Genomic DNA, 18,994 nt, shown 5'->3' on the forward strand with positions numbered 1-18,994 from the left:
GAAATTATAATTAATCAGTTAATTATTTTCAGAAATTTCAAACTTCTATACAATCAAGTAACAAAATGTGTATGGAATGACAAATAGTTGTGTTATGATTTATATAATCCAACTTCTGAAGGCTCATGCATCTCAGCCATAGAAGTTCTGGTTCCTAATGGATGTGAGGTGAGGTAATGGAAGCGTTAAATGAAGTGAAATTAGTAACGTTACACAAAGGCCATGTCTTTTATCAATTTCAGTCAGAAGAAACCTACCTTAGCAACCTTATGCTATTTATTCGCTCTGGATTGGAGAATAACCAGCATATCCTGGTTATAGAAAGCATGAGAAATATCTCCAAGGTCAGAAATAGAATGAAAAGGATATTGAATGAGGAGCAACAATCTTCCATTTATTTAGTTGATAACTTTGATTACTATTTTTTTAATGGTGACTTTAATACTGAAAATATACTTAAGCATTTCCAGAAAGACATTTCCATCATAAAGAAGCAGAATCCTTCTATCAGAACCTGGGCCCATGTCGAGTGGACATCCAGTGAACCAGATGCAACCATTCTCAACGAATTTGAATCAACTTCAGATGATTACGTTATACAGGAAGGCTTGCTATCTGTCTGTGCATATTCTAAAAACAGTTTATCTCCTGTTTTGAAAGAAACACTTGAGAAAGTTCATAACTATGTGATGACAGATGAAGAGCTTTGTTTATCAATGATGTACGGGAAATGAAAATATCCTATTTGAGAAGATTCGTTTTTTACGAGTCTTCTTATTTATTTAGAAAGAAAAAACGAGTATAAACCCACTTGGGCACATATTCGTCTCAACTACTCCTTTTCCTGACCTTCTTCCTTTGAAAGGTTAATTCTCTGCGGTTAACTACCTGTTCTATTGAAGCCCAACCTCCAATATGTATAACTATGACTATATATAGGCATATACCAAGGGGGTACTTCTGTGAACGGAACCATCAATCCCATTAAGCTGAACGAAGTCATTACGTATGAAGATCTATTTCACGAAGCTTTTAAGGGGACACCATTAAAAGCAGGACGTGTGGAATTAATAATGTACTGGATAAAGCCCGGGAAGTCATTTATTACGTATGACATCCATGATCGAGATAAGAAGTTTGTGAATATAGAAGATGCTCCTTCCCCTCCTTCGATCCATCGGGAAGAGATTAGTTTTCGGACGATTTTTGATTTAAATCAGTCAGTGGATATTGAGATTGCCGGAGTGAAAAGACCTTCAGTCATAGTAACAATCAACATCGCTTGGTCGGATGATGGATGTGTAGTGTCTTATGGAGTGACGGATCGGACTAATACGACATATTATGGCGTTCGAGAAGAGTTGTTGGTAAGATGGAATCCAGAGTTTGTGATTAGGTGAAAAACATGAAAGACGTATACTACATGATGAAATCCATTTTTAACCCAAAAGGAACCAGCGTCTATTTTTTGTGACACTGGTTCCTTTTTATATTATTTATAGAAAACTTTGTCTACGTTATATTTCGATTGGAGTTTGTTGATGATATACGTTTCGTAAATTTCACGATCCATCGCATCTTCAACAATGGCAACATCGATTCGATAGATTTCGCCTCTGTGGTTACGTAGTGGTGATACGGCATCTTCAAGATGTTTCTTGACTCTTTGTCTTAGTTTACGTGCTTTCCCAACGAAGAGAAGTTCGTCGTTGATGTTGTAAAATAAGATGATGCCACCCTTGTCTCTTGGGATTTCGTGAAGATCGATGAACCCTTGGATACTTTTGATCTTCGGTTCTTCTGAGTCTCTAGGTTGTCTGCGTTCCGTTATGGAAATATCCGCTTGTGGGATTTCAATTTTTATCATGAATGTCACGTCCTTTGTTTGCTGTAAGAAGTAATGTTAACACATAAAGTATATAATTACTATACAACGCAGCACTTACCATTAAAAAAAGAAAGTCCCGTCTCCTTCTTACACGTACCTGAGTCCAATTCGATTATTAAACGTCTGATTTTTATTTTTAAACACAAAGAAATTATTTTTATAGTCAATCGTGAGTTCGTGTCCATAGGTATCTTCGAAGTCGCCGTCAACAATGAAGTACAAATCATCGGATTGGATAATTTTCTCTGTTGAATCAGGTTCTCTATTTTCTACTAGCTTTATTTCATAGAGATTGTTCACTATATCGCAGCTTCCGCGGTCAAGTGATAGCTGAATGATTTTGCCATCAGGGAATTCGTATAGTTTTTCTTTTGCAGACTCGGTAATTTCTAATTTCATTGTACGTTCCTCCTATTCTGTAGGTGGAACAAGTATGTCCAGATGCTGCTTGAGGTTTTCTATTGAAATTGGCAGCTTGTCCCCCTCGTCCCCATCAACATTGGCAATCATCTTATATGACGATGACGCTTCCAGGTTTGTGACTTTCATATAATGGACATGTTCACTTTCTGCCAGTTCTCCTGAAAGGATTTTTGGAAGGAGCAATAAAAAATGAGGAAGGGCTACGTCTTTGATGATAAAGACATGGAGCTTACCGTCATTTACTTTGGCCTCGGGTGCAATGGTTTCCATACCTCCGACAGAGTTTGTCAGGGCAACAAGCATAAGAAGCGCGTCCCCTTCCCAGTCATGAGCGGAATGGACCTTAAGCTCAAACGGCTGCTTCTCTTTCATTTTCTTCATTCCCTCGATTATATATGCAAGTGGACCAAGCCTAGACTTCTGTTCGACGGGGGTTGAGAACGATGCTTCTGCCAACGCGCCTACTGCGACGATATTGATGAAGTATCGGTCATTGATTTTTCCTACATCTGTCCTCTGCACATGTTTATGCCTGAATATGTCAATGGCCTCTTCAGGTTTCAAAGGAATATTTAAAGCTCGTGCGAAATCATTTACAGTTCCGAGTGGGATCAGACCAACTTGAGGACGGTGATCCTGCTCAGCTATTCCGTTAATCGCTTCATTGATTGTTCCGTCCCCTCCCATCACTGCGACGAAATCAAATTTTCGCTTACATGCTTCCCTGGCAAAATCCATGGCATCTCCTTCCCCTTCTGTAATGCGCAATTCCGTTTTATACCCCATCGTTGTCATGGTCTCAAGAGCATGTTCACAATATTCCTGCCCTTTTTCCTTCCCTGAAGAGGGGTTAACGATAAGCATGGCTTGTTTCACAGCGTTATCCTCCTTTTAAGTATGTATACGATATCTTTACCCTGATTTAGAGAATTGGAACCTTATGTATGATTAATATTAGTAGGAAAGAACATATCATTACAATTAGAAATTAAATACTTTGCAAACTCAAGGGTAAGTTTAATCCGTTCTTCTTCTGAGTTAAAGAGACTCACTCTCAAACCGTCACGAATATTCATGGCCTCCCTTATAATGTTGTGCCATTCATCCTGAAGATGTTGCAGTCCATATTCTCCTGCTTCCTGCTTGGAGGTAATTCCAGATTCTCTTAATGTATAGTATTGACGAAGCAAACCAAGGACGGACCATTCTATCTCATTATCAATGATTTCAGTCGGATATTTCATAATGTCCTCGATTGAATTTTCCATCCCACGGGTCCTTCCAGTCCAATACGAATTCATATTAGAAAGAACATAAGAGCTTAATTGGTGTAAAGAAATGGTTACATCAAAAGATGCCGGGTCAGGTCCCATAAAGCTAATCCCCTTATGCTTAATCAAATACCAAGTGATTGGGTTGAAATTAAAATATTCGCCAAAATTTAATTCACCATTATTGTAATATGCATTTTCTTGATACTCGTTTGTTTCGCTTGTGCTAAGTTTCCCTATCTCCCCTTGAATGATATAAACTCCATCCATTTCCGGCTTAGGGTATTGTAACGCTAATTCTTTATGTATAAGATATAAACTCCCAGCATCTTCAGGTGTCATTCTACGGCAGGTAACTGCGATAAAGTCGATATCACTGGAATTATTCACATACGCATCCAACGAGATGGAACCGTGTAAATACACGCCTTCCATCGTATTTGGCAAGTATTTGTTAAATAAAATCAGGTAATCATTTAATACTGCTTGGACAACCCTTGGTAATCTGGCCATTGAATATCCCCCTTTAAAATACTAATTATACGATGTCCTCATTATTATCCATCTCTAATTTATGCTTATAGGATCAATAACATTGAGAGATCATCACTCAGTAAATATATTAACATTTAATCCCATAAATGTGGGAGGTTAATGAAGAATTGGAAAATAGCAGTGAGGTAATTGGAACAGTATAAAAAAACGCTGACCTCCGCATGTCCGGTCAGCGCCCTCCAGATAGTTAATTCCTACTATTAATTTAGCTTTAACATTGTTAATCCTGCACTATTAGTTGGAGTATTGTCCACATTACCAATGAGGTTATCTGTCGTATGCCCAATATTTCTAAGTTCTACTTTTCCTCCTGCTGGTATAGGAACAATCGCTTCTCCATTAACTTGAAAAATGGAATCGAGGGTCACAGGTGCACTTGTGAAGATGCCTAGTTGGTTACCATACCTGCTGGATGCAACTATTGAACCATTCACGAATAATGCGTATGCTCCTCCTCTACTAAATCCTGTTTTACCACTAGTAAATACAACGTTATAGTTAATTTTGTAGTCTCCTTCATTTACTACGATTATCGAAGTTCCCAAGTGAATAAAGTCCCCAGCAGAACTAATGCCAGTATGGTTAAAGGAAACAGGTTGGTCAGGTATTATAAGATCTCCACCAATTCTATACACATTACAGTACTTACTATTGCATGTACATTCCCCTCGAGGACCTGTTACACCCTGTATTCCACGCTCTCCTGGAGGGCCCGATTCCCCTTGAGGTCCTTGTTCGCCTTGAAGGCCTTGTTCCCCTCGAGGCCCTTGCTCGCCTTGTGGCCCTTGTTCCCCTTGAGGTCCTTGTTCGCCTTGAAGCCCTTGTTCGCCTTGAAGCCCTTGTTCGCCTCGAGGCCCTTGCTCCCCTTGGGGTCCTTGTTCGCCTCGAGGCCCTTGCTCCCCCTGAAGCCCTTGCTCCCCTTGAAGCCCTTGAAGCCCTTGTTCCCCTTGAGGCCCTTGTTCCCCTTGAAGCCCTTGTTCCCCTTGAAGCCCTTGTTCGCCTCGAGGCCCTTGTTCCCCTTGAAGTCCTTGTTCGCCTTGAAGCCCTTGTTCGCCTTGAAGCCCTTGTTCGCCTCGAGGTCCTTGTTCGCCTTGAAGCCTTTGTTCACCTTGAATTACTTGGACATCCTGGGGTTCTAACTCTTCTTGAGGTACTCGCTTTCCTCGTTTTTTGCTTTTCTCGCTTTTTTTCTTACACACTTTATGCTTGTCTTCCTTATCATGACCTCTTTTAGATCCCAATTTACTCACCTACTTTTCATATATCAATATTTTAATCCTATTAATCAAATGTTGAATAACTATACAGAATTACTATAGTTTATGAAAGATATGAATAGTACGTGTAGACAAACATCCTGTGGTTCTATAAATAAACGATAGTCTATTATATTGGAAGAATACTATAATATGGCAGCCTCTGCTGAGAAAGCGTCAGGCTATAGGATGAGCCAGCTTATGATATATCAATATTAAAGAGTTTATTTCATTCCTTCGGTTTTATTGTTCATTAATAGAGAAAGAGAATAGGCTTACTATTAACAACTTCCTTTTTTCATTATCTTTAGTTTTTCTTTGAGTTACTGGAAATGCTGCTTCCCTTTGGTCCAATTTCTTGATGGAATTTCATGCCATGATTATCAGAAGTAGCTTCTGCTCCTTTTCATCCTGCTTCTTCGTAACTCATTTATTTTGCTGTTGGCACAGTTGCTACTACCCATAATAATTCCTCCTTTAATTCATACGATTAAATTTATGAAGTTTTTATATCAAGCGCACTCTGATTGATTGAACCCCTGGATCGTATGTTACTAAACAACACACTTTGCTAAGAAGCATTATTTTAATCCAAGTTCTAAGAAATTTCAGCATTTTGCTCGGTTACGAAACTGAATCTATTTCCATACAATATAAAAAAGTGAAAGTCTACCATGTAAAGGAGTGATGATCAATGGAGAACTTTTTTAACGGAAAAATTTCAAAGAAAGACCTGGAAGCCTTTGAAATGATTGGTGATGGGAAAGATGGGGAAATCTACAAGGTAGCTGAGGACAAAGTTGTTAAGTACTTCTTTAAGGAAGAAACACATCAACGGGAACTAGAAGCGATGAAGATAGGTCAGACATCGGCCATTATGCCTCGTCTTTATGAATTTGGTGATAATTACATTGTCATGGAGTTTGTACAAGGAATATCCCTTGCCCGTCATATGAAACGACACGGCTATATTGATGGAGAAATGACTAAAAAAATATTATTCGTCTTAGAAGAATTTAAACGATTAGGCTTTACTCGATGGGATACGGAGGTTCGCCATATGTTAATGGATGAAAATGGTGAATTCAAAGTGATTGATCACAAGCGAGCATTTACATCCGACTCACCTGTTCCAACGAAGTTGTTAAAAGGAATGAAGAAATTTGGTTTAACAGGCGCATTCCTGGAAAATGTAAAGAATTTAAATCCTGAGCTCCATGATGCTTGGAAGAAACATAAGTAGTTCCATATGATGAAGTTCCTCACTAAAATATCATAGATACAAGAACGTTCTTTCCTTTAATCAATAAGGAAAGAATGTTTTATTAATAAGTTTTAGGACAAGCACCTTGAATCAAAAAAAGGATAGTACTCCCATATAAAGTACTATCCCTGGAATTTTTATTAAAAATGATTATACTTTTTTCACCGTTACCCTATCCAGGTGAGTAAATAAAACGTCACCATTACCATTGGACCATACTAAATAGTGATCTTCAGCTTTTATAAATGTTCCGTCACAGTCTATTTTTTCTGCTCCTGAAATAACCTCGATTTTGTCACCAAGCTTGAGTACTTTATTAAGTTTATCGGAAAATCCCATAATGCCTCCTCCTTTCTCTTTTAACATTCAACAGTCTATATATTTATATTAAAATACACGAAAAATGATAGGGCTTTTACCTATCATTTTCATTTTTCCTTCAAAAGAAAAAATGACTGGATTGCGTCCAGTCATTTTCTTCGTTTCTAAATAATGTTAACTAAACTTTACGAACTGTAACATTATTTAAGTTAGACGTGTTCATATGGCCGTTATCATCAGCCCATACAACGAAGTTATCGCTTGCGTAAACGTATGAACCCTCTTCGATTTCTTCGTCACCAGATAGGACCTCGATTTTATCACCTAAAGATAAAATTTTATTAAGAAAATCAGCCATATTACCATCTTTGAACAAATTAGACATTATGTTTCCTCCTTTCGGTGTTTACTCTATTTTTATGCTGAACCGTTAAATGCGTAAAGGCAGATAACTAGATTTCATAAAAATATTTCGAATTAGTCTTTTACTAGATTAATTATTCTTTATCATTCTCAAGGGGTGAGTTGGTTAGTGAATGTTCCAAGGTATCTTCTGAAGGGCTTTCCTCTATACTGAATAGGGTCTCCTCTTGGCTTTCGAACTCTTCTACCAGTGAAGAAGCCTGACTCTCCTCTTGGATATCGATGGCCAGTTCCACCTCTAATACCTCTTGTGAGTCACTTTCGTTTTCTGCTTTCTCTTCATTGCCTGCATCTGACTCTTTTTCCTCAGAATGATCTTCATCTGTTTCCAATGGTGGAGTGTACTCCTCTTCTTCCTCACCTGAATCGTTCGAGTAATCTTCAACGAGCAAATTGATTACCCCTACTTTTTCATCAACTGAATCGGGATCGTAGTCTTCTCCTTCATCACCAGAGGAATCAACAATTTCTACAGTGATACTCTCATTTTCAATTGTTTCATTGTCCTCGTGTATGTGTTGAAGATTTAGACTCTCCTGGGACATTCCCTCAGTCTCATGTTCTTCTTTCTCAAGCTTTACGAAGTTCAGCAGTTCTTCATTAACGTCGGACTGTTTATTCTTTTCAGCCTTTTTCCGAGGACCTTGTTCTTTCTTTTCCGATTTGCCTTTTTTCTTCTTCTCGATCTGGTTATCACCTTTATGTTTAGGCTCATTTTTGTTTTTGTCATAGTGCTTCCGGTTTTTCTTTCTCTTGGAGCCAATTTTTCTTACACTGATCGGACCGCATAAATCTGTGAAATTGACATTTGCATTATAATCCATCCAAATGAGGATATTGTCGAATGCTGCTACGAATGTCCCGCCGCTGTCAATCATTTCATCCTCAAAGAAAACTTCAAGATGATCTCCAAGTTGGAACATTGAATTTAACACGCCTTCAACGGATTTACACGGGAGGTCGTCAAGATCCTGATTTGAACAATGCTCTTCATGTTCGTGTGTACAGTTCTCATCTGTTTCTGGAAGATCTTGATTGCCTGGTTCTTCTTTTTCCCCGGCGCCTTCTGAGCATAACTCTTCTTGCTCATCGGGGTCCCCCTCACAATGCTCTTCATCGTCATGATGATCGGAATATTTTCTAGTGTAATCATCATAATCTTCTACCATAGGTTTTCCACTCCTTTACAATTTGTCTACAATTCATAATCAATATATGTATGTAAAAAAGGAATGTATAGCCTATTTTTATCGTATTAACCCAAATTCCGCTCACTCTAACCCGGCTTTTGAATAGGTTATTAATAGATACAGAGACGTGGAGTGAAGCACATGCCCAATTGTTATCTTTTTATTAATGAATATATATTGCCAAGGATCTTTTCCTCCTGTTATTACGATGACTTTATGGTCCCTTGTCACAATCAATCCATCTTTGTGAGCTACCAAAAACCCAAAAAAGAATCTGTTACTTTTCCCGTAGTAGAACAGATGCAAGATGCTCCTTTTCTAAATCAAACTCATGTATCTCAAATCATTCACAGTATGATGAGCAGCTTGAACGAAACTAATACTCACCATCAATCGACTGAGCGACCTTCTTTCGACATCACTCTGACAACAGAAGATCAACCCAGCATAGTACTTTCTCGAGTATCTAAGCCAAAACTCCGTAAAAGACGTGGCAAATGTCCGCGCTTACTGTCCCGAGAGGTGCGACCATTCGAAAGATTTAATTATATCGATCCCAACAACAGTATTCCCCAATTAAAATATCAAGCAAGCGCACCAACCCTACAACCCTTACAAAAAAATAATCCATCGTACAGTAAATGTGACAATGAAGAATGTAAAGAAGAGTTTATCGAAATCAAGCACGAGCAGGAGAAAGTATTAAGAAAAGAGACTAGGAAAGACATTCATCAAAATGATCAAAATACCTATATAAAAAGTCAGGTTGATGAACCAGTTAGTGATATTGTTTCTAATGAGGAAAAACCACATGACATAAAAAAGCACGAAATGAAATCTATGCGTCCCTCACACTTATTAGAATCAGATGTTACGAAACAAACTTACTCTGCCGGCTCGTCCATTGAAGATGGTATTCATGACATGAGTTTGAAAGCAGAAGAAAAAATGAAAGCAGTTTTACATGATGACCTTCTGGAAGATAAAAATGATGAGCAGCTTCATACCAGCTTAAATGAAGCTGATAAAGATTTTTCTAACCAATCATCATTTACAATGGATACTGACACTCTACAACCCGGGAATTCGTATGATGAAACAACCCCATACACATCAAGATTCGATAACAAATCGAATAAAAACGTAAACGAAGATAGTAATATAAAATCTTCTACCGAAAACAACATACCAGTCTCGATTCCTTCAGCGAAAAATGTCAAGTATAGACTAAATCGCACTTGCGTCAGGGCTATGAAAATCGTTAGTGAACATAAGATGGTTGCTGCTGAATTCAACTTCGAGATCCTTAGCTCAAGCCCTCCTCGTAAAGAAATGAAATACAAACTAAATCGCACTGAATTAAGAACAAAAAAGATCGTTGATGAATATGAGAAAAGTGCTGATGAAAACTTAAACTCGAGCTTACCAGCTAAAGAAGGAAATAATAAAGACAATCGCGGAGATCACTCATCTTTAGAATCCGCAAGTGATGAATCAAATTCCCCTGCACCTACTACAGAAACTCACTTTGATATCTTACACTCTGCTTCATCTGTCAAAGAAGTCAAAAAGGACGTCAAGCCAACAGACTTTTCACCTGTGAAAATGAAAAAAAACGAAACAAAATCTACTCCATCTATTAAAAAAGTTCAATCTGATATCTTAAGTTCCAAGTCACCAGGGAATGAAGTGAAATACAAACTAAATCGCACTAATAACCAAGTAGAATACAGGAATCACAAACAAAAAAACATCGTAAAAGATGAAGTTAAAACTACTATAGAGCAGGATTTCGATATCTTACACAACAACAACCCAATTAAAGAATCAAAATTACAATCATTCCACCAGAAAACTAATGAAAAGGTTAGTAAGCCAGTCTCACCTTCTTCTCATGTCAAGGATAAAAACGACTTCCATACCACGATTTTGAATAAATATTTCACACTTGGTGACAAAATCAATGTATATGCGGGAAGTAAACTACTTGATCAGCAAGGAACATTTTTAACAGCCGGACCAGATTTCTTCATATGGATTGATGGTGATGGATATGTACGATTACAAATTATCAGCGGTGGAATTAGTATCGGTCAAACAAAAAAGAAAAAATAAGAAACAGACATTAGCCCTGTGCTGGTGTCTGTTTCGACAATATAGAAGGATACATATAGTAATGTAATAGAGATTAAAATGGGGTGAAGGGAATGAAAGAAACTGTATTGGTCATAGCAGCACATCCAGATGATGAACTACTTGGGACAGCTGGAACGCTAAAGAGGTTAGTGGATCAAGGAAATAGAGTCGTCTCGATCATTACAGCAAACGGAAGAAAAGAAGAGGCCCATCACATTCAACAGCTTGCCCGGAAAGCAAACAAAGAGATTGGGATTAAAGAAGTTATTTTTCTGGAGCATCCGAACCTGGAATTAGAAATGATGCCTCTTCATCTATTTACCAAGGAAATTGAAAAATTAATCGATATCTATCAGCCTACTAAGATTTTTACCCATCATTACGGCGATTTGAATATCGATCACCAAATTACGTTTCAAGCCGTATTAACAGCAGTGCGTCCTCTACCAAATAGACAGTCGATTGAATTGATCACATTTGAAACGGTATCCTCAAGTGAATGGAATACCCATACAAATGATAAGCAATTTAAACCGAATTATTATGTGAACATTTCATCCGAGATTGTTCAAAAAATTGCTTCCTTAAAACATTATGAAGTGGAAATGCGAGAGTTTCCACATCCGCGTTCCTATGAAGGTGTCAAAAATTTAGCAAGTGTCCGAGGCATGACGATTGGGGTACCGTATGCTGAAGCATTTGAAGTTATAAGGAGGGTCTGGAAATGAAAGAACTATTTTTTCCTTATCCTTACCTTGTTTCTGCTCTCGATAATTATTATGGAGTAAAGTCAAAACCCATAACGGCAAAAATAAAGGATAAGGGTAAAGATTCTAAACGAAAAAAAGAACGGAAAAAGAAATTAAAGTCGAAAAAGAAAAAAAGTAAACCTGGCAGTAAGAAACTGTCCATTTTGATAGCGACTTTTTGGGACTATCCTCATACAGGTGGTCTTTCAAATTACATTACTACTCTAAGAGAAGGATTGAGGTCTTTAGGTCACAAAGTGGATGTCATTGCTCCGAATCAGTTTTCACAAGTGAATGTAGAAAAGCTGCGTGAGGTGATCGTCCCTGAATTAAAGACTTTTTTTGAGCAACGATACGGTTCATACACAAGTAAAATCATACAAAGTTGTCGTTTGCTCTACATCTATGAACAGATGATGAAATCTGTAAAATTGGAAAAATACGATATACTTCACGCTCAGGATTTATTCACAGCCAATATCTTAGGGAGATTCAATGAAGATTTAGGTAAACCTCTTCTTTTCACCCCACATGGAATGTTCACCTTTAGCAGGGTCAAATTTAACCGAATTGAAAAAGGGTCTGTAGAAGAAGTGTATTACAAAGAGATTGAGAAAAAAGCGATTGAATACGCGACCCATATGGTCATTTTAAGTGACTCTTTCCGTGATCCATTAAGTTCACTGGGAGCGAAACCTGTAAAACTGACAACCGTTAATACAGGAGTTGATTTTAAAACCATTGAACGTGGTAAAACGAGTGGGAAAATTGTGATTTCATGCATCGCAAGACTTGGACCTAGAAAAGGACATTCGGATTTATTTAATGCCCTTTCCCGAATTAATGGAACAAGTTCTCAGGTTGAGGTGCAAATTGTCGGGGATGGGGAAATGCGTGAAGCGCTTGAAACTCAAGTCAAATCATTGAGACTACCAAACGTTCGATTCTTAGGTAAACGCGATGATGTCCCTGCCATATTAAGTAAAACGGATATATTTGTTCTTCCAACCATAAATGACAACCTTCCCATTTCCATTATTGAAGCCATGCATAGCGGTGCAGCGATCCTGACAACTAATTGCGGTGGTATTACGGAAATTGTTCATCATAATGAAACGGGAATCATTGTTGAGCCAGGCAATGTCAGCCAGTTAACAACTCAACTAAAACATTTGATCGGAAATGAAGCATTGCGAAAGAAATTGGGCGCAAATGCGTATCGATATGCCAAAAATCATCTCACTCGGGAAGCCATGGTTGGCAAGATTGAAGGGATTTACCAAAATCTAATAGATTCGGGGGATGAATGATGTTGTCATCACATCCAGCTGTTGTCCTCGATTTAAGCGCTAATGGAGTTGGCATCATCCATGCCCTCTCCCGAAAAGGAATTGATGTATATGCATTTGATACAGAAGGTCCCTATTCAAAGGGAAAATCAAGACTTGCAACATGTGGGGTATGTCCAAGCCCCTTAAACCAAGAAGCAGAGCTGCTTTCTTTTTTAAAAGGAATGGCGGTGAATCTTGGTATGAAGCCTGTGCTTTACGCAGGTGCAGATGATTATGTTGTCTTCATCTCAAAATACAGGAACGAATTATCCCAGTACTACTTGTTTTTATATCCTGATCACTCATTAATTATGGATTTATTAGATAAAAAGAAAACCTATGAATTAGCATTGGAATATAATGTTCCAACAGCCAAAACCTTTTTTGTGGAAAATGAAGAGCAGCTTGATGAGGCGATTACTCAATTAGATTTCCCCTGTATTTTAAAGCCTGTGTTCGGACATGAATTCAGAAAACATGTAAATAAGAAAGCCATTCATATTCAAGACGCAATCCAATTAAAGAAAATCTATCCTGTTTATCGCAAGTTCGGTGAGCTTATTATTCAGGAAATCATTCCTGGAGACAACCAATGCTTTTATAAAGTTGCCACATTTTTCGATGATGAAATGGAATTACTTGCCCTTTTCACTCTCCAAAAAAACCACCAATTCCCTGCACAATTCGGAACGGGAGCACATATCGTGAGCAAACGAATACCTGATCTGGTCGATGTTGGTGTTCCACTATTGAAAGAGTTGGGACTAAAAGGAGTAAGTATGATCGAATATAAAAAAGATCCACGGGATGGGCAATATAAGCTCATTGAAATCAATCCCAGGTTCTGGCTGACCCATAGTTTAACCGGTCCCTCCGGAGTTGATTTCACCCTTCAATATTACCTGTATCTTACAGGCCAACACCCATCTCCAAAATTGCAGCAAATTGACGGGGTTCAATGGATTTACCTGGTACGGTACTTCCTTACCTTTCTTGAAAAAAGAAGATATGGGGAAATGAGTTTAAAAGATTTCTTTTATGGACTCAGAGGAAAAAAGGTATTCGCCCTTCTTGCCTTTGATGACCCTATGCCCTTTATCAGGAGTACCCTGTCTCACCTGCGGAATGCGTGGAAAAGAAAACGAAGGAGTGATTGAATATGTACACACCACAAGAACTGAATTCTATGTTTCAAAAACACTCAATTGAAGAAAAACTCTCCACATCCCTTGGGAATAAAGTAGGCATCATTACTACATCAATACAAAACCTTAAATCAACTAAGAGAAGCAGCATTTATCAGCTTCAGTTACAAACACACACAGACACCTTCCCTATCATTTTTAAAATCTACCATTCTACCAAATACAAAAATGAAGTCGAGATTAATGTCTACAGTCATGCTTACCCTTTTTTAAAAGAGTTTCTTCCTGAAATCTACTTAATTGTGAAACATGGAAGTGATACGTGGGTGTTCATGGAGTTTGTCCGTCAAATTCGTGGACAGCTGACCTTTACACCCAAACATTTTGATTATATTATCCCAACCCTTGCAAAACTTCACGCCCACACGTACGAAGAAAATTTCAAGAAAGAAAAAAACACTTTTCAAAATTGGTTTCCCATTTACAACTCGGCAAAAATGAAAGACGACAGGGAAAAATTCATTTCTAATACAATGACATTTCTAGACAATGCCAAGAAGGATAAAAATTTGAAGGACATCATCAAACCACATTATAAATCACTAAAAAACTTATACAGTAAAGGTCCTGACTTCTTTCCCGAACTATTGGCAAGCGGCTCCTCCATTACTCATGGAGATCTTCATATGCAGAATATCTGTTCTAAAGATGTCAGCAAAAATGAACCCTGGGCGATTCAATTCATCGATTGGGAATCAGCCAAGTATTCCCCTACATGGTTTGATATGATTGTCCTCGTAGAAATTTTACTAGGTTTTCGGAAGGATTGGCAAAGCAATGCGGAAGAAATTCGTACCCATGCAGTCGACGTGTACACGAATGAAATGAAGAAATATGGGATCGAGTTTAAAACCAAACCGATTCACCTGTACAAAATGGCGTACCTTCAACGAACCCTCGAAAAAGGATTACACACTCAGCTGAGAAGGATCTTTGACAACCGCGGAGGTGAGCTTCTTCCCTACCATTTAGAAAAAATATCAACCTGGGGAAGTGAACTGGGAATCTATAAATAGACACGAAAGGATGAAAAAACTTGAGTCGAATGCCCCCTTTCAACATTCATCCCTCTCTTCTTACCATTATGGATCAATATTATGATGTGAAAAGAGACTCTAAAGAGTCTCTCACTCTCCAACCATTCGGTCAGAAGACAAAAGGCGGTGATTCAAAGCCAATGAAAATCTTGTACGTTACATTTTTTCAATACCCTCATACAGGGGGATTATCACATTACATCACTTCAATAAAAAACGGCTTTGAAAAGGTCGGTCATATTGTAGATGTACTTGCGCCCAACCATATGTCTTCAGAACTGCTGGAAGTATGGATTCCCCAAGCTGCCTCTGAAGCCCGTAACTTTATGCTTAACCGCTACGGAAACGCAAATGAAAAAATCGTAAAAAATCTTAGCTACCTTCATGTATTTGAACACTTTCTCAAAGAAAAAAATCTCCATCAATATGACATCATTCACGCTCAAGACCTATTTGCCATTTTCATTCTGGGACATTTAAATCAAACATACAAAAAACCTTTACTCTTTACTCCACACGGCTTCTTTACGAAAAGCCGCTTGAAATTCAATAAAATGGAGAAAGGTTCCATTGAAGAAGCCTACTTTACTGAGCTTGAAAAAATAGGTATTGGATCAAGTACTGAAATCGTTATGATTGCAGATTCCTTCAGACCTAACTTAATGGACTTCGGTGCAAAAGATGAAAGAATGGTCACTGTTCATACGGGGATAGATTTCAAACCACTTCCTCATAAAACTCATGAAAACATCATCCTGACATGCGTCTCCCGATTATCTCCACGCAAAGGACATGGATTTCTTCTAGAAGCATTGTCCAAGGTTCGGGAACACCTGACCAATGTAGAAGTATGGATTGTCGGAGATGGTGTCATGAAGGAAAAACTGATTGAACAAGTGAAAGAGCTTAAGCTAGATAACGTGATCTTTTTTGGAAAACGACACGATATACCCCATATTCTTTCGATGTCGGACATCTATGTGTTAGCAACTGTAAATGATAACTTCCCCCTATCCGTCATGGAAGCGATGTTTTCCCGTCAAGCGGTCATCTCCACTACATGCGGGGGAATCCCGGAAATGATCCGACATGAACAAACAGGCATCCTTTGTGAACCTGGTAACGTCGAACAGCTGTCACAAGCGATAAAGCGTTTCATTACCAACAGGGAAGAACGTGATAGGTTTGCTAAAGCCGCTGAATCCTATGCTCGTCAACACTTAACAAGCCAAGAAATGACGAGAAAGATTGAACAGATCTATCAAACATATTTATGAAGAAAGGAGACTCATCATGAGGGAGAATAAACTGATCCAGGATCAAAAATGAAAATTTTAGTTACAGGCGGTGCCGGATTTATTGGCTCCCAAATTATAGATTTACTGCTCGCTGAGGGTCACACACCTATTATCCTCGACAATCTTTCTAATGGCAGGGAGGAAAATGTGCCAAATGGAGTCAAAATATATAGAAAAAATCTATTATCTGATAAAGTTGAACGAATTTTCGAAAAAGAAAAACCCGACATCGTCATGCATCTCGCTGCCCAAGTGAGCGTAGCCAAATCATTGGAAAATCCAGCAGAAGATGCCGCAGTCAATGTATTAGGAACCGTAAAGTTGTTGGAGTACAGCATTAAATACGATGTGAAAAAATTCATCTTCTCCTCTTCGAGTGCAGTATATGGATATACAAATGAGGTGATTCAGGAAGAGAGTTCCACTAGTCCTATTTCCTTTTACGGCACCTCAAAATTAGTATCTGAAACTTATATCAAACTATTTAATAGGCTCTACAATCTTCCGTATACCATTTTGCGTTATGCCAATGTATATGGACCAAGGCAAAGATCCGATGGTGAAGGCGGAGTCATAAGCATTTTTATTGAGCAACTATTAAACAATGAGACACCAATCATCTTTGGGGATGGAAATCAGACACGGGACTTTGTATACGTAGAAGACGTGGCCCGGGCGAATCTTCTTGCCATCACAAATGCTGACAACCAAGTTCTCAATATCAGCACCAACACCCAAACATCCATCAATCTACTCTATACCTTGCTTTCTAACCAAATCCACTCTTTACAAAAGCCAAACTACGAAGCGAAACGGGAAGGAGATATTTTACACAGTCATCTATCAAACACGAAAGCGCTTAAAAACCTTAACTGGGAACCTGAATATGATCTGATTTCCGGACTAGAGAAAACGGCTGCATATTTCAAAAAGAAAGAGTAGTTATGCTATCATAAATCGCATTAATTAAAAGAAAAAGCCTGGATGCCAGGCTTTTTTCCTTTAATGTCGAATTTTAGTCAATATAAATCATGTATTCTTCTCTAAATAATCTACAATCCATTCGGCTGTTTTCTTTCCGTTCTGAATGCAGGCACCTATACCCACTCCATAATATGAAGAACCGGCCAGCTTCACGCCTGGTAGCTCGTTTGCCAGGTTGTTATCTAAAGATTGGACAGACTGACCGTGCTCAAGATGATAATTTGGCATCAGATCTTTCCAATTCGTTACTTCAGCAGAAACCGGGTCACAGTCTATACCTATGCTTTTTCTGATATCCTCTAGTGCCGTACTTACAAGTTCTGACTTGCTATATTCTTTCAACTCATTGTAATGGGGGTTTGTACTTTTATAAAAAAGCCTCAATAATAGTTTTTGGTTATTGGATGTATGCTTCCACTTCCGACTAGTCCATGTGCATGCATCGCATTTCACATCTCGGCCGTTTGATACGATAAAGCCTGTCCCATCAGCAGGAAGGTCCGCATCTGGAATGTTAAATCCGAGGTAGATCGAAATCAGTGATGAGTTTTTCAGTTTATTAAAATCGGGTTCCAGTTGTTCATGAGTCAGTATCTTTTGGGTTACATCATGAGGTGTTGCGAAAACTACATAATCCGCTTGAATGCTACCATGACCATTAAGAGTGAGTTTGTATTTATCACCCGTTTTTTGAAAAGCTTTTATTTCTACACCTTTTAAAATTGTGGCACCTGAGCATTTTTCTTCTAACCGTTCGATGATGGTTGATAAACCATTTTTAAACGAGATGAACTTTCTTTTGGATGCCCCTTGGAATTTTTGTTTATTTGCTGATAAACCTTTAATGATACTGCCGTAATCATTTTTATAATCAAGTAAGTACGGAAGTGTTGAAGCCATAGTGAGTTTATGCAAATTACCGGAATAAACCCCTGATAATACTGGAGCTATCTGTTTCTCGACAAGTTCCTTACCCAGGAATGCTTCTAAAAATTCACCGATGGAACTCTCTTTTGTAAAATGTGTATTTTCCGATTCGAGGTCTTTAAGAGCGTCAATCTTCCCTTCTTCTGACACCAGGGTGCTACTTTTAAGTGACTCAACTGACATGGGAATTCCGAAGATCGTATCTTGGGGAATCTCGTGTAATTCCCCATTTGTATAAATGTAGGATGTGCCTGTTTCATTATAGACCAATTCCTCTTGAAGTTGAAGTTCTTCAACTAGAGAAAGAACCCCTTCATTTCGGGCTACGATGGAATCTGCTCCTGCTTCCATAATGAATTCGCCTTCTCTTATAGTTCTTATTTTGCCGCCAAGCTGCCGATCTCGCTCGATTAAGATTAACTCGATATCTATTTCTCGTTCTATGGATATTTTTTGAAGATGGTACAGAGCTGTTAGTCCTGTAATTCCTCCACCTACGACAACCACTGTCTTCATACGTTTCACTCCAATAATTGCGTTTATGTATACAGATTATCATGTTTATTGTTGATTAGAAAAAGATTCTGTGTCTGAATTGGGAATAAATCGGAATGAAGGTTAGTTTAAACCTTTATATTTTATTTTCAATATCCCTATTCTATCCTATTAACTATATCTATCTTTCAATTCCTAGTTGACAACTATGAATACTCATATATATAATATAAGTATTCCA

Annotated in this window: 20 protein-coding genes; 10 read left to right on the top strand and 10 right to left on the bottom strand. The window is 38.2% G+C overall.

The features are described from left to right. Nucleotides 1–176: 176 nt before the first annotated feature. Nucleotides 177–734: an MEDS domain-containing protein gene (locus RSX31_RS20670; RefSeq protein ID WP_148993804.1), complete on the top strand. Its 558-nt coding sequence runs from the start codon at nt 177–179 to the stop codon at nt 732–734. Between the two features lie 228 nt (nt 735–962). Further along, on the top strand, nt 963–1,400 hold the full coding sequence (locus RSX31_RS20675; RefSeq protein ID WP_148969100.1) for a hypothetical protein: 438 nt from the start codon (nt 963–965) through the stop codon (nt 1,398–1,400). Nucleotides 1,401–1,492: 92 nt separating this feature from the next. Here RSX31_RS20675 and RSX31_RS20680 read toward each other — a convergent pair whose 3' ends face one another. The 6 genes from RSX31_RS20680 to RSX31_RS20705 all read right to left on the bottom strand — a co-directional run bounded on the left by RSX31_RS20680 (nt 1,493) and on the right by RSX31_RS20705 (nt 5,245). Then, the gene (locus RSX31_RS20680) at nt 1,493–1,867 is read right to left on the bottom strand and encodes a nucleotide excision repair endonuclease (RefSeq protein WP_282137828.1); all 375 of its coding nucleotides are present in this window, start codon (nt 1,865–1,867) and stop codon (nt 1,493–1,495) included. A gap of 108 nt (nt 1,868–1,975) precedes the next feature. Beyond that, nucleotides 1,976–2,287, bottom strand: a complete 312-nt coding sequence (locus RSX31_RS20685; protein WP_315635882.1) for an iron-sulfur cluster biosynthesis family protein — start codon at nt 2,285–2,287, stop codon at nt 1,976–1,978. 12 nt (nt 2,288–2,299) lie between these two features. After that, on the bottom strand, nt 2,300–3,187 hold the full coding sequence (locus tag RSX31_RS20690) for a diacylglycerol/lipid kinase family protein (RefSeq protein WP_315635883.1): 888 nt from the start codon (nt 3,185–3,187) through the stop codon (nt 2,300–2,302). Between the two features lie 62 nt (nt 3,188–3,249). Further along, nucleotides 3,250–4,095, bottom strand: a complete 846-nt coding sequence (locus RSX31_RS20695) for an aminoglycoside adenylyltransferase domain-containing protein (RefSeq protein ID WP_315635884.1) — start codon at nt 4,093–4,095, stop codon at nt 3,250–3,252. Nucleotides 4,096–4,337: 242 nt separating this feature from the next. Next, complete coding sequence (locus tag RSX31_RS20700; RefSeq protein ID WP_315635885.1) at nt 4,338–4,682, bottom strand: hypothetical protein; 345 nt, start codon at nt 4,680–4,682, stop codon at nt 4,338–4,340. A gap of 134 nt (nt 4,683–4,816) precedes the next feature. Then, nucleotides 4,817–5,245, bottom strand: a complete 429-nt coding sequence (locus RSX31_RS20705; RefSeq protein WP_315635886.1) for a collagen-like protein — start codon at nt 5,243–5,245, stop codon at nt 4,817–4,819. A gap of 842 nt (nt 5,246–6,087) precedes the next feature. On the opposite strand from RSX31_RS20705, the gene RSX31_RS20710 reads away from it, so the two are divergent. Next, complete coding sequence (locus tag RSX31_RS20710) at nt 6,088–6,636, top strand: kinase (RefSeq protein WP_148993798.1); 549 nt, start codon at nt 6,088–6,090, stop codon at nt 6,634–6,636. A gap of 171 nt (nt 6,637–6,807) precedes the next feature. Here RSX31_RS20710 and RSX31_RS20715 read toward each other — a convergent pair whose 3' ends face one another. From RSX31_RS20715 to RSX31_RS20725, 3 genes are all read right to left on the bottom strand, one after another. Further along, nucleotides 6,808–6,996, bottom strand: a complete 189-nt coding sequence (locus tag RSX31_RS20715; protein WP_113967738.1) for a hypothetical protein — start codon at nt 6,994–6,996, stop codon at nt 6,808–6,810. A gap of 160 nt (nt 6,997–7,156) precedes the next feature. After that, nucleotides 7,157–7,363, bottom strand: a complete 207-nt coding sequence (locus RSX31_RS20720) for a hypothetical protein (RefSeq protein ID WP_113967737.1) — start codon at nt 7,361–7,363, stop codon at nt 7,157–7,159. 112 nt (nt 7,364–7,475) lie between these two features. Then, entirely contained in the window at nt 7,476–8,570 is a 1,095-nt protein-coding gene (locus tag RSX31_RS20725; protein ID WP_315635887.1) for a hypothetical protein, read from the bottom strand. A gap of 162 nt (nt 8,571–8,732) precedes the next feature. Between RSX31_RS20725 and RSX31_RS20730 the strand changes: the two genes are divergently transcribed. The 7 genes from RSX31_RS20730 (at nt 8,733) to RSX31_RS20760 (ending at nt 17,289) form a co-directional block, all read left to right on the top strand. Further along, a complete protein-coding gene (locus RSX31_RS20730; protein WP_315635888.1) occupies nt 8,733–10,706 on the top strand; it encodes a hypothetical protein in 1,974 nt (657 codons plus the stop codon). A gap of 92 nt (nt 10,707–10,798) precedes the next feature. After that, the gene (locus RSX31_RS20735) at nt 10,799–11,455 is read left to right on the top strand and encodes a PIG-L deacetylase family protein (protein WP_148993795.1); all 657 of its coding nucleotides are present in this window, start codon (nt 10,799–10,801) and stop codon (nt 11,453–11,455) included. Continuing rightward, nucleotides 11,452–12,786, top strand: a complete 1,335-nt coding sequence (locus RSX31_RS20740; RefSeq protein ID WP_315635889.1) for a glycosyltransferase family 4 protein — start codon at nt 11,452–11,454, stop codon at nt 12,784–12,786. Before RSX31_RS20735 ends, RSX31_RS20740 begins: the two co-directional genes overlap by 4 nt. Then, the gene (locus tag RSX31_RS20745; RefSeq protein ID WP_148994285.1) at nt 12,786–13,964 is read left to right on the top strand and encodes a carboxylate--amine ligase; all 1,179 of its coding nucleotides are present in this window, start codon (nt 12,786–12,788) and stop codon (nt 13,962–13,964) included. Before RSX31_RS20740 ends, RSX31_RS20745 begins: the two co-directional genes overlap by 1 nt. Before the next feature lie 2 nt (nt 13,965–13,966). Further along, nucleotides 13,967–15,028, top strand: a complete 1,062-nt coding sequence (locus RSX31_RS20750) for a phosphotransferase (protein ID WP_148969111.1) — start codon at nt 13,967–13,969, stop codon at nt 15,026–15,028. 29 nt (nt 15,029–15,057) lie between these two features. Then, a complete protein-coding gene (locus RSX31_RS20755; protein WP_262371789.1) occupies nt 15,058–16,326 on the top strand; it encodes a glycosyltransferase family 4 protein in 1,269 nt (422 codons plus the stop codon). Between the two features lie 48 nt (nt 16,327–16,374). Continuing rightward, nucleotides 16,375–17,289, top strand: a complete 915-nt coding sequence (locus tag RSX31_RS20760; RefSeq protein WP_148993793.1) for an NAD-dependent epimerase/dehydratase family protein — start codon at nt 16,375–16,377, stop codon at nt 17,287–17,289. 87 nt (nt 17,290–17,376) lie between these two features. Here the strand turns inward: RSX31_RS20760 and RSX31_RS20765 are convergent, their stop codons facing one another. Then, nucleotides 17,377–18,774 carry a protoporphyrinogen oxidase gene (locus RSX31_RS20765; RefSeq protein WP_315635890.1) on the bottom strand — a complete coding sequence of 466 codons (1,398 nt, stop codon included), beginning with the start codon at nt 18,772–18,774 and terminating at the stop codon, nt 17,377–17,379. Between the last annotated feature and the right edge of the window lie 220 nt (nt 18,775–18,994).

The sequence above is a fragment of the Rossellomorea yichunensis genome (assembly GCF_032337515.1).
GTDB classification, from domain to species: Bacteria; Bacillota; Bacilli; order Bacillales; family Bacillaceae_B; genus Rossellomorea; species Rossellomorea yichunensis.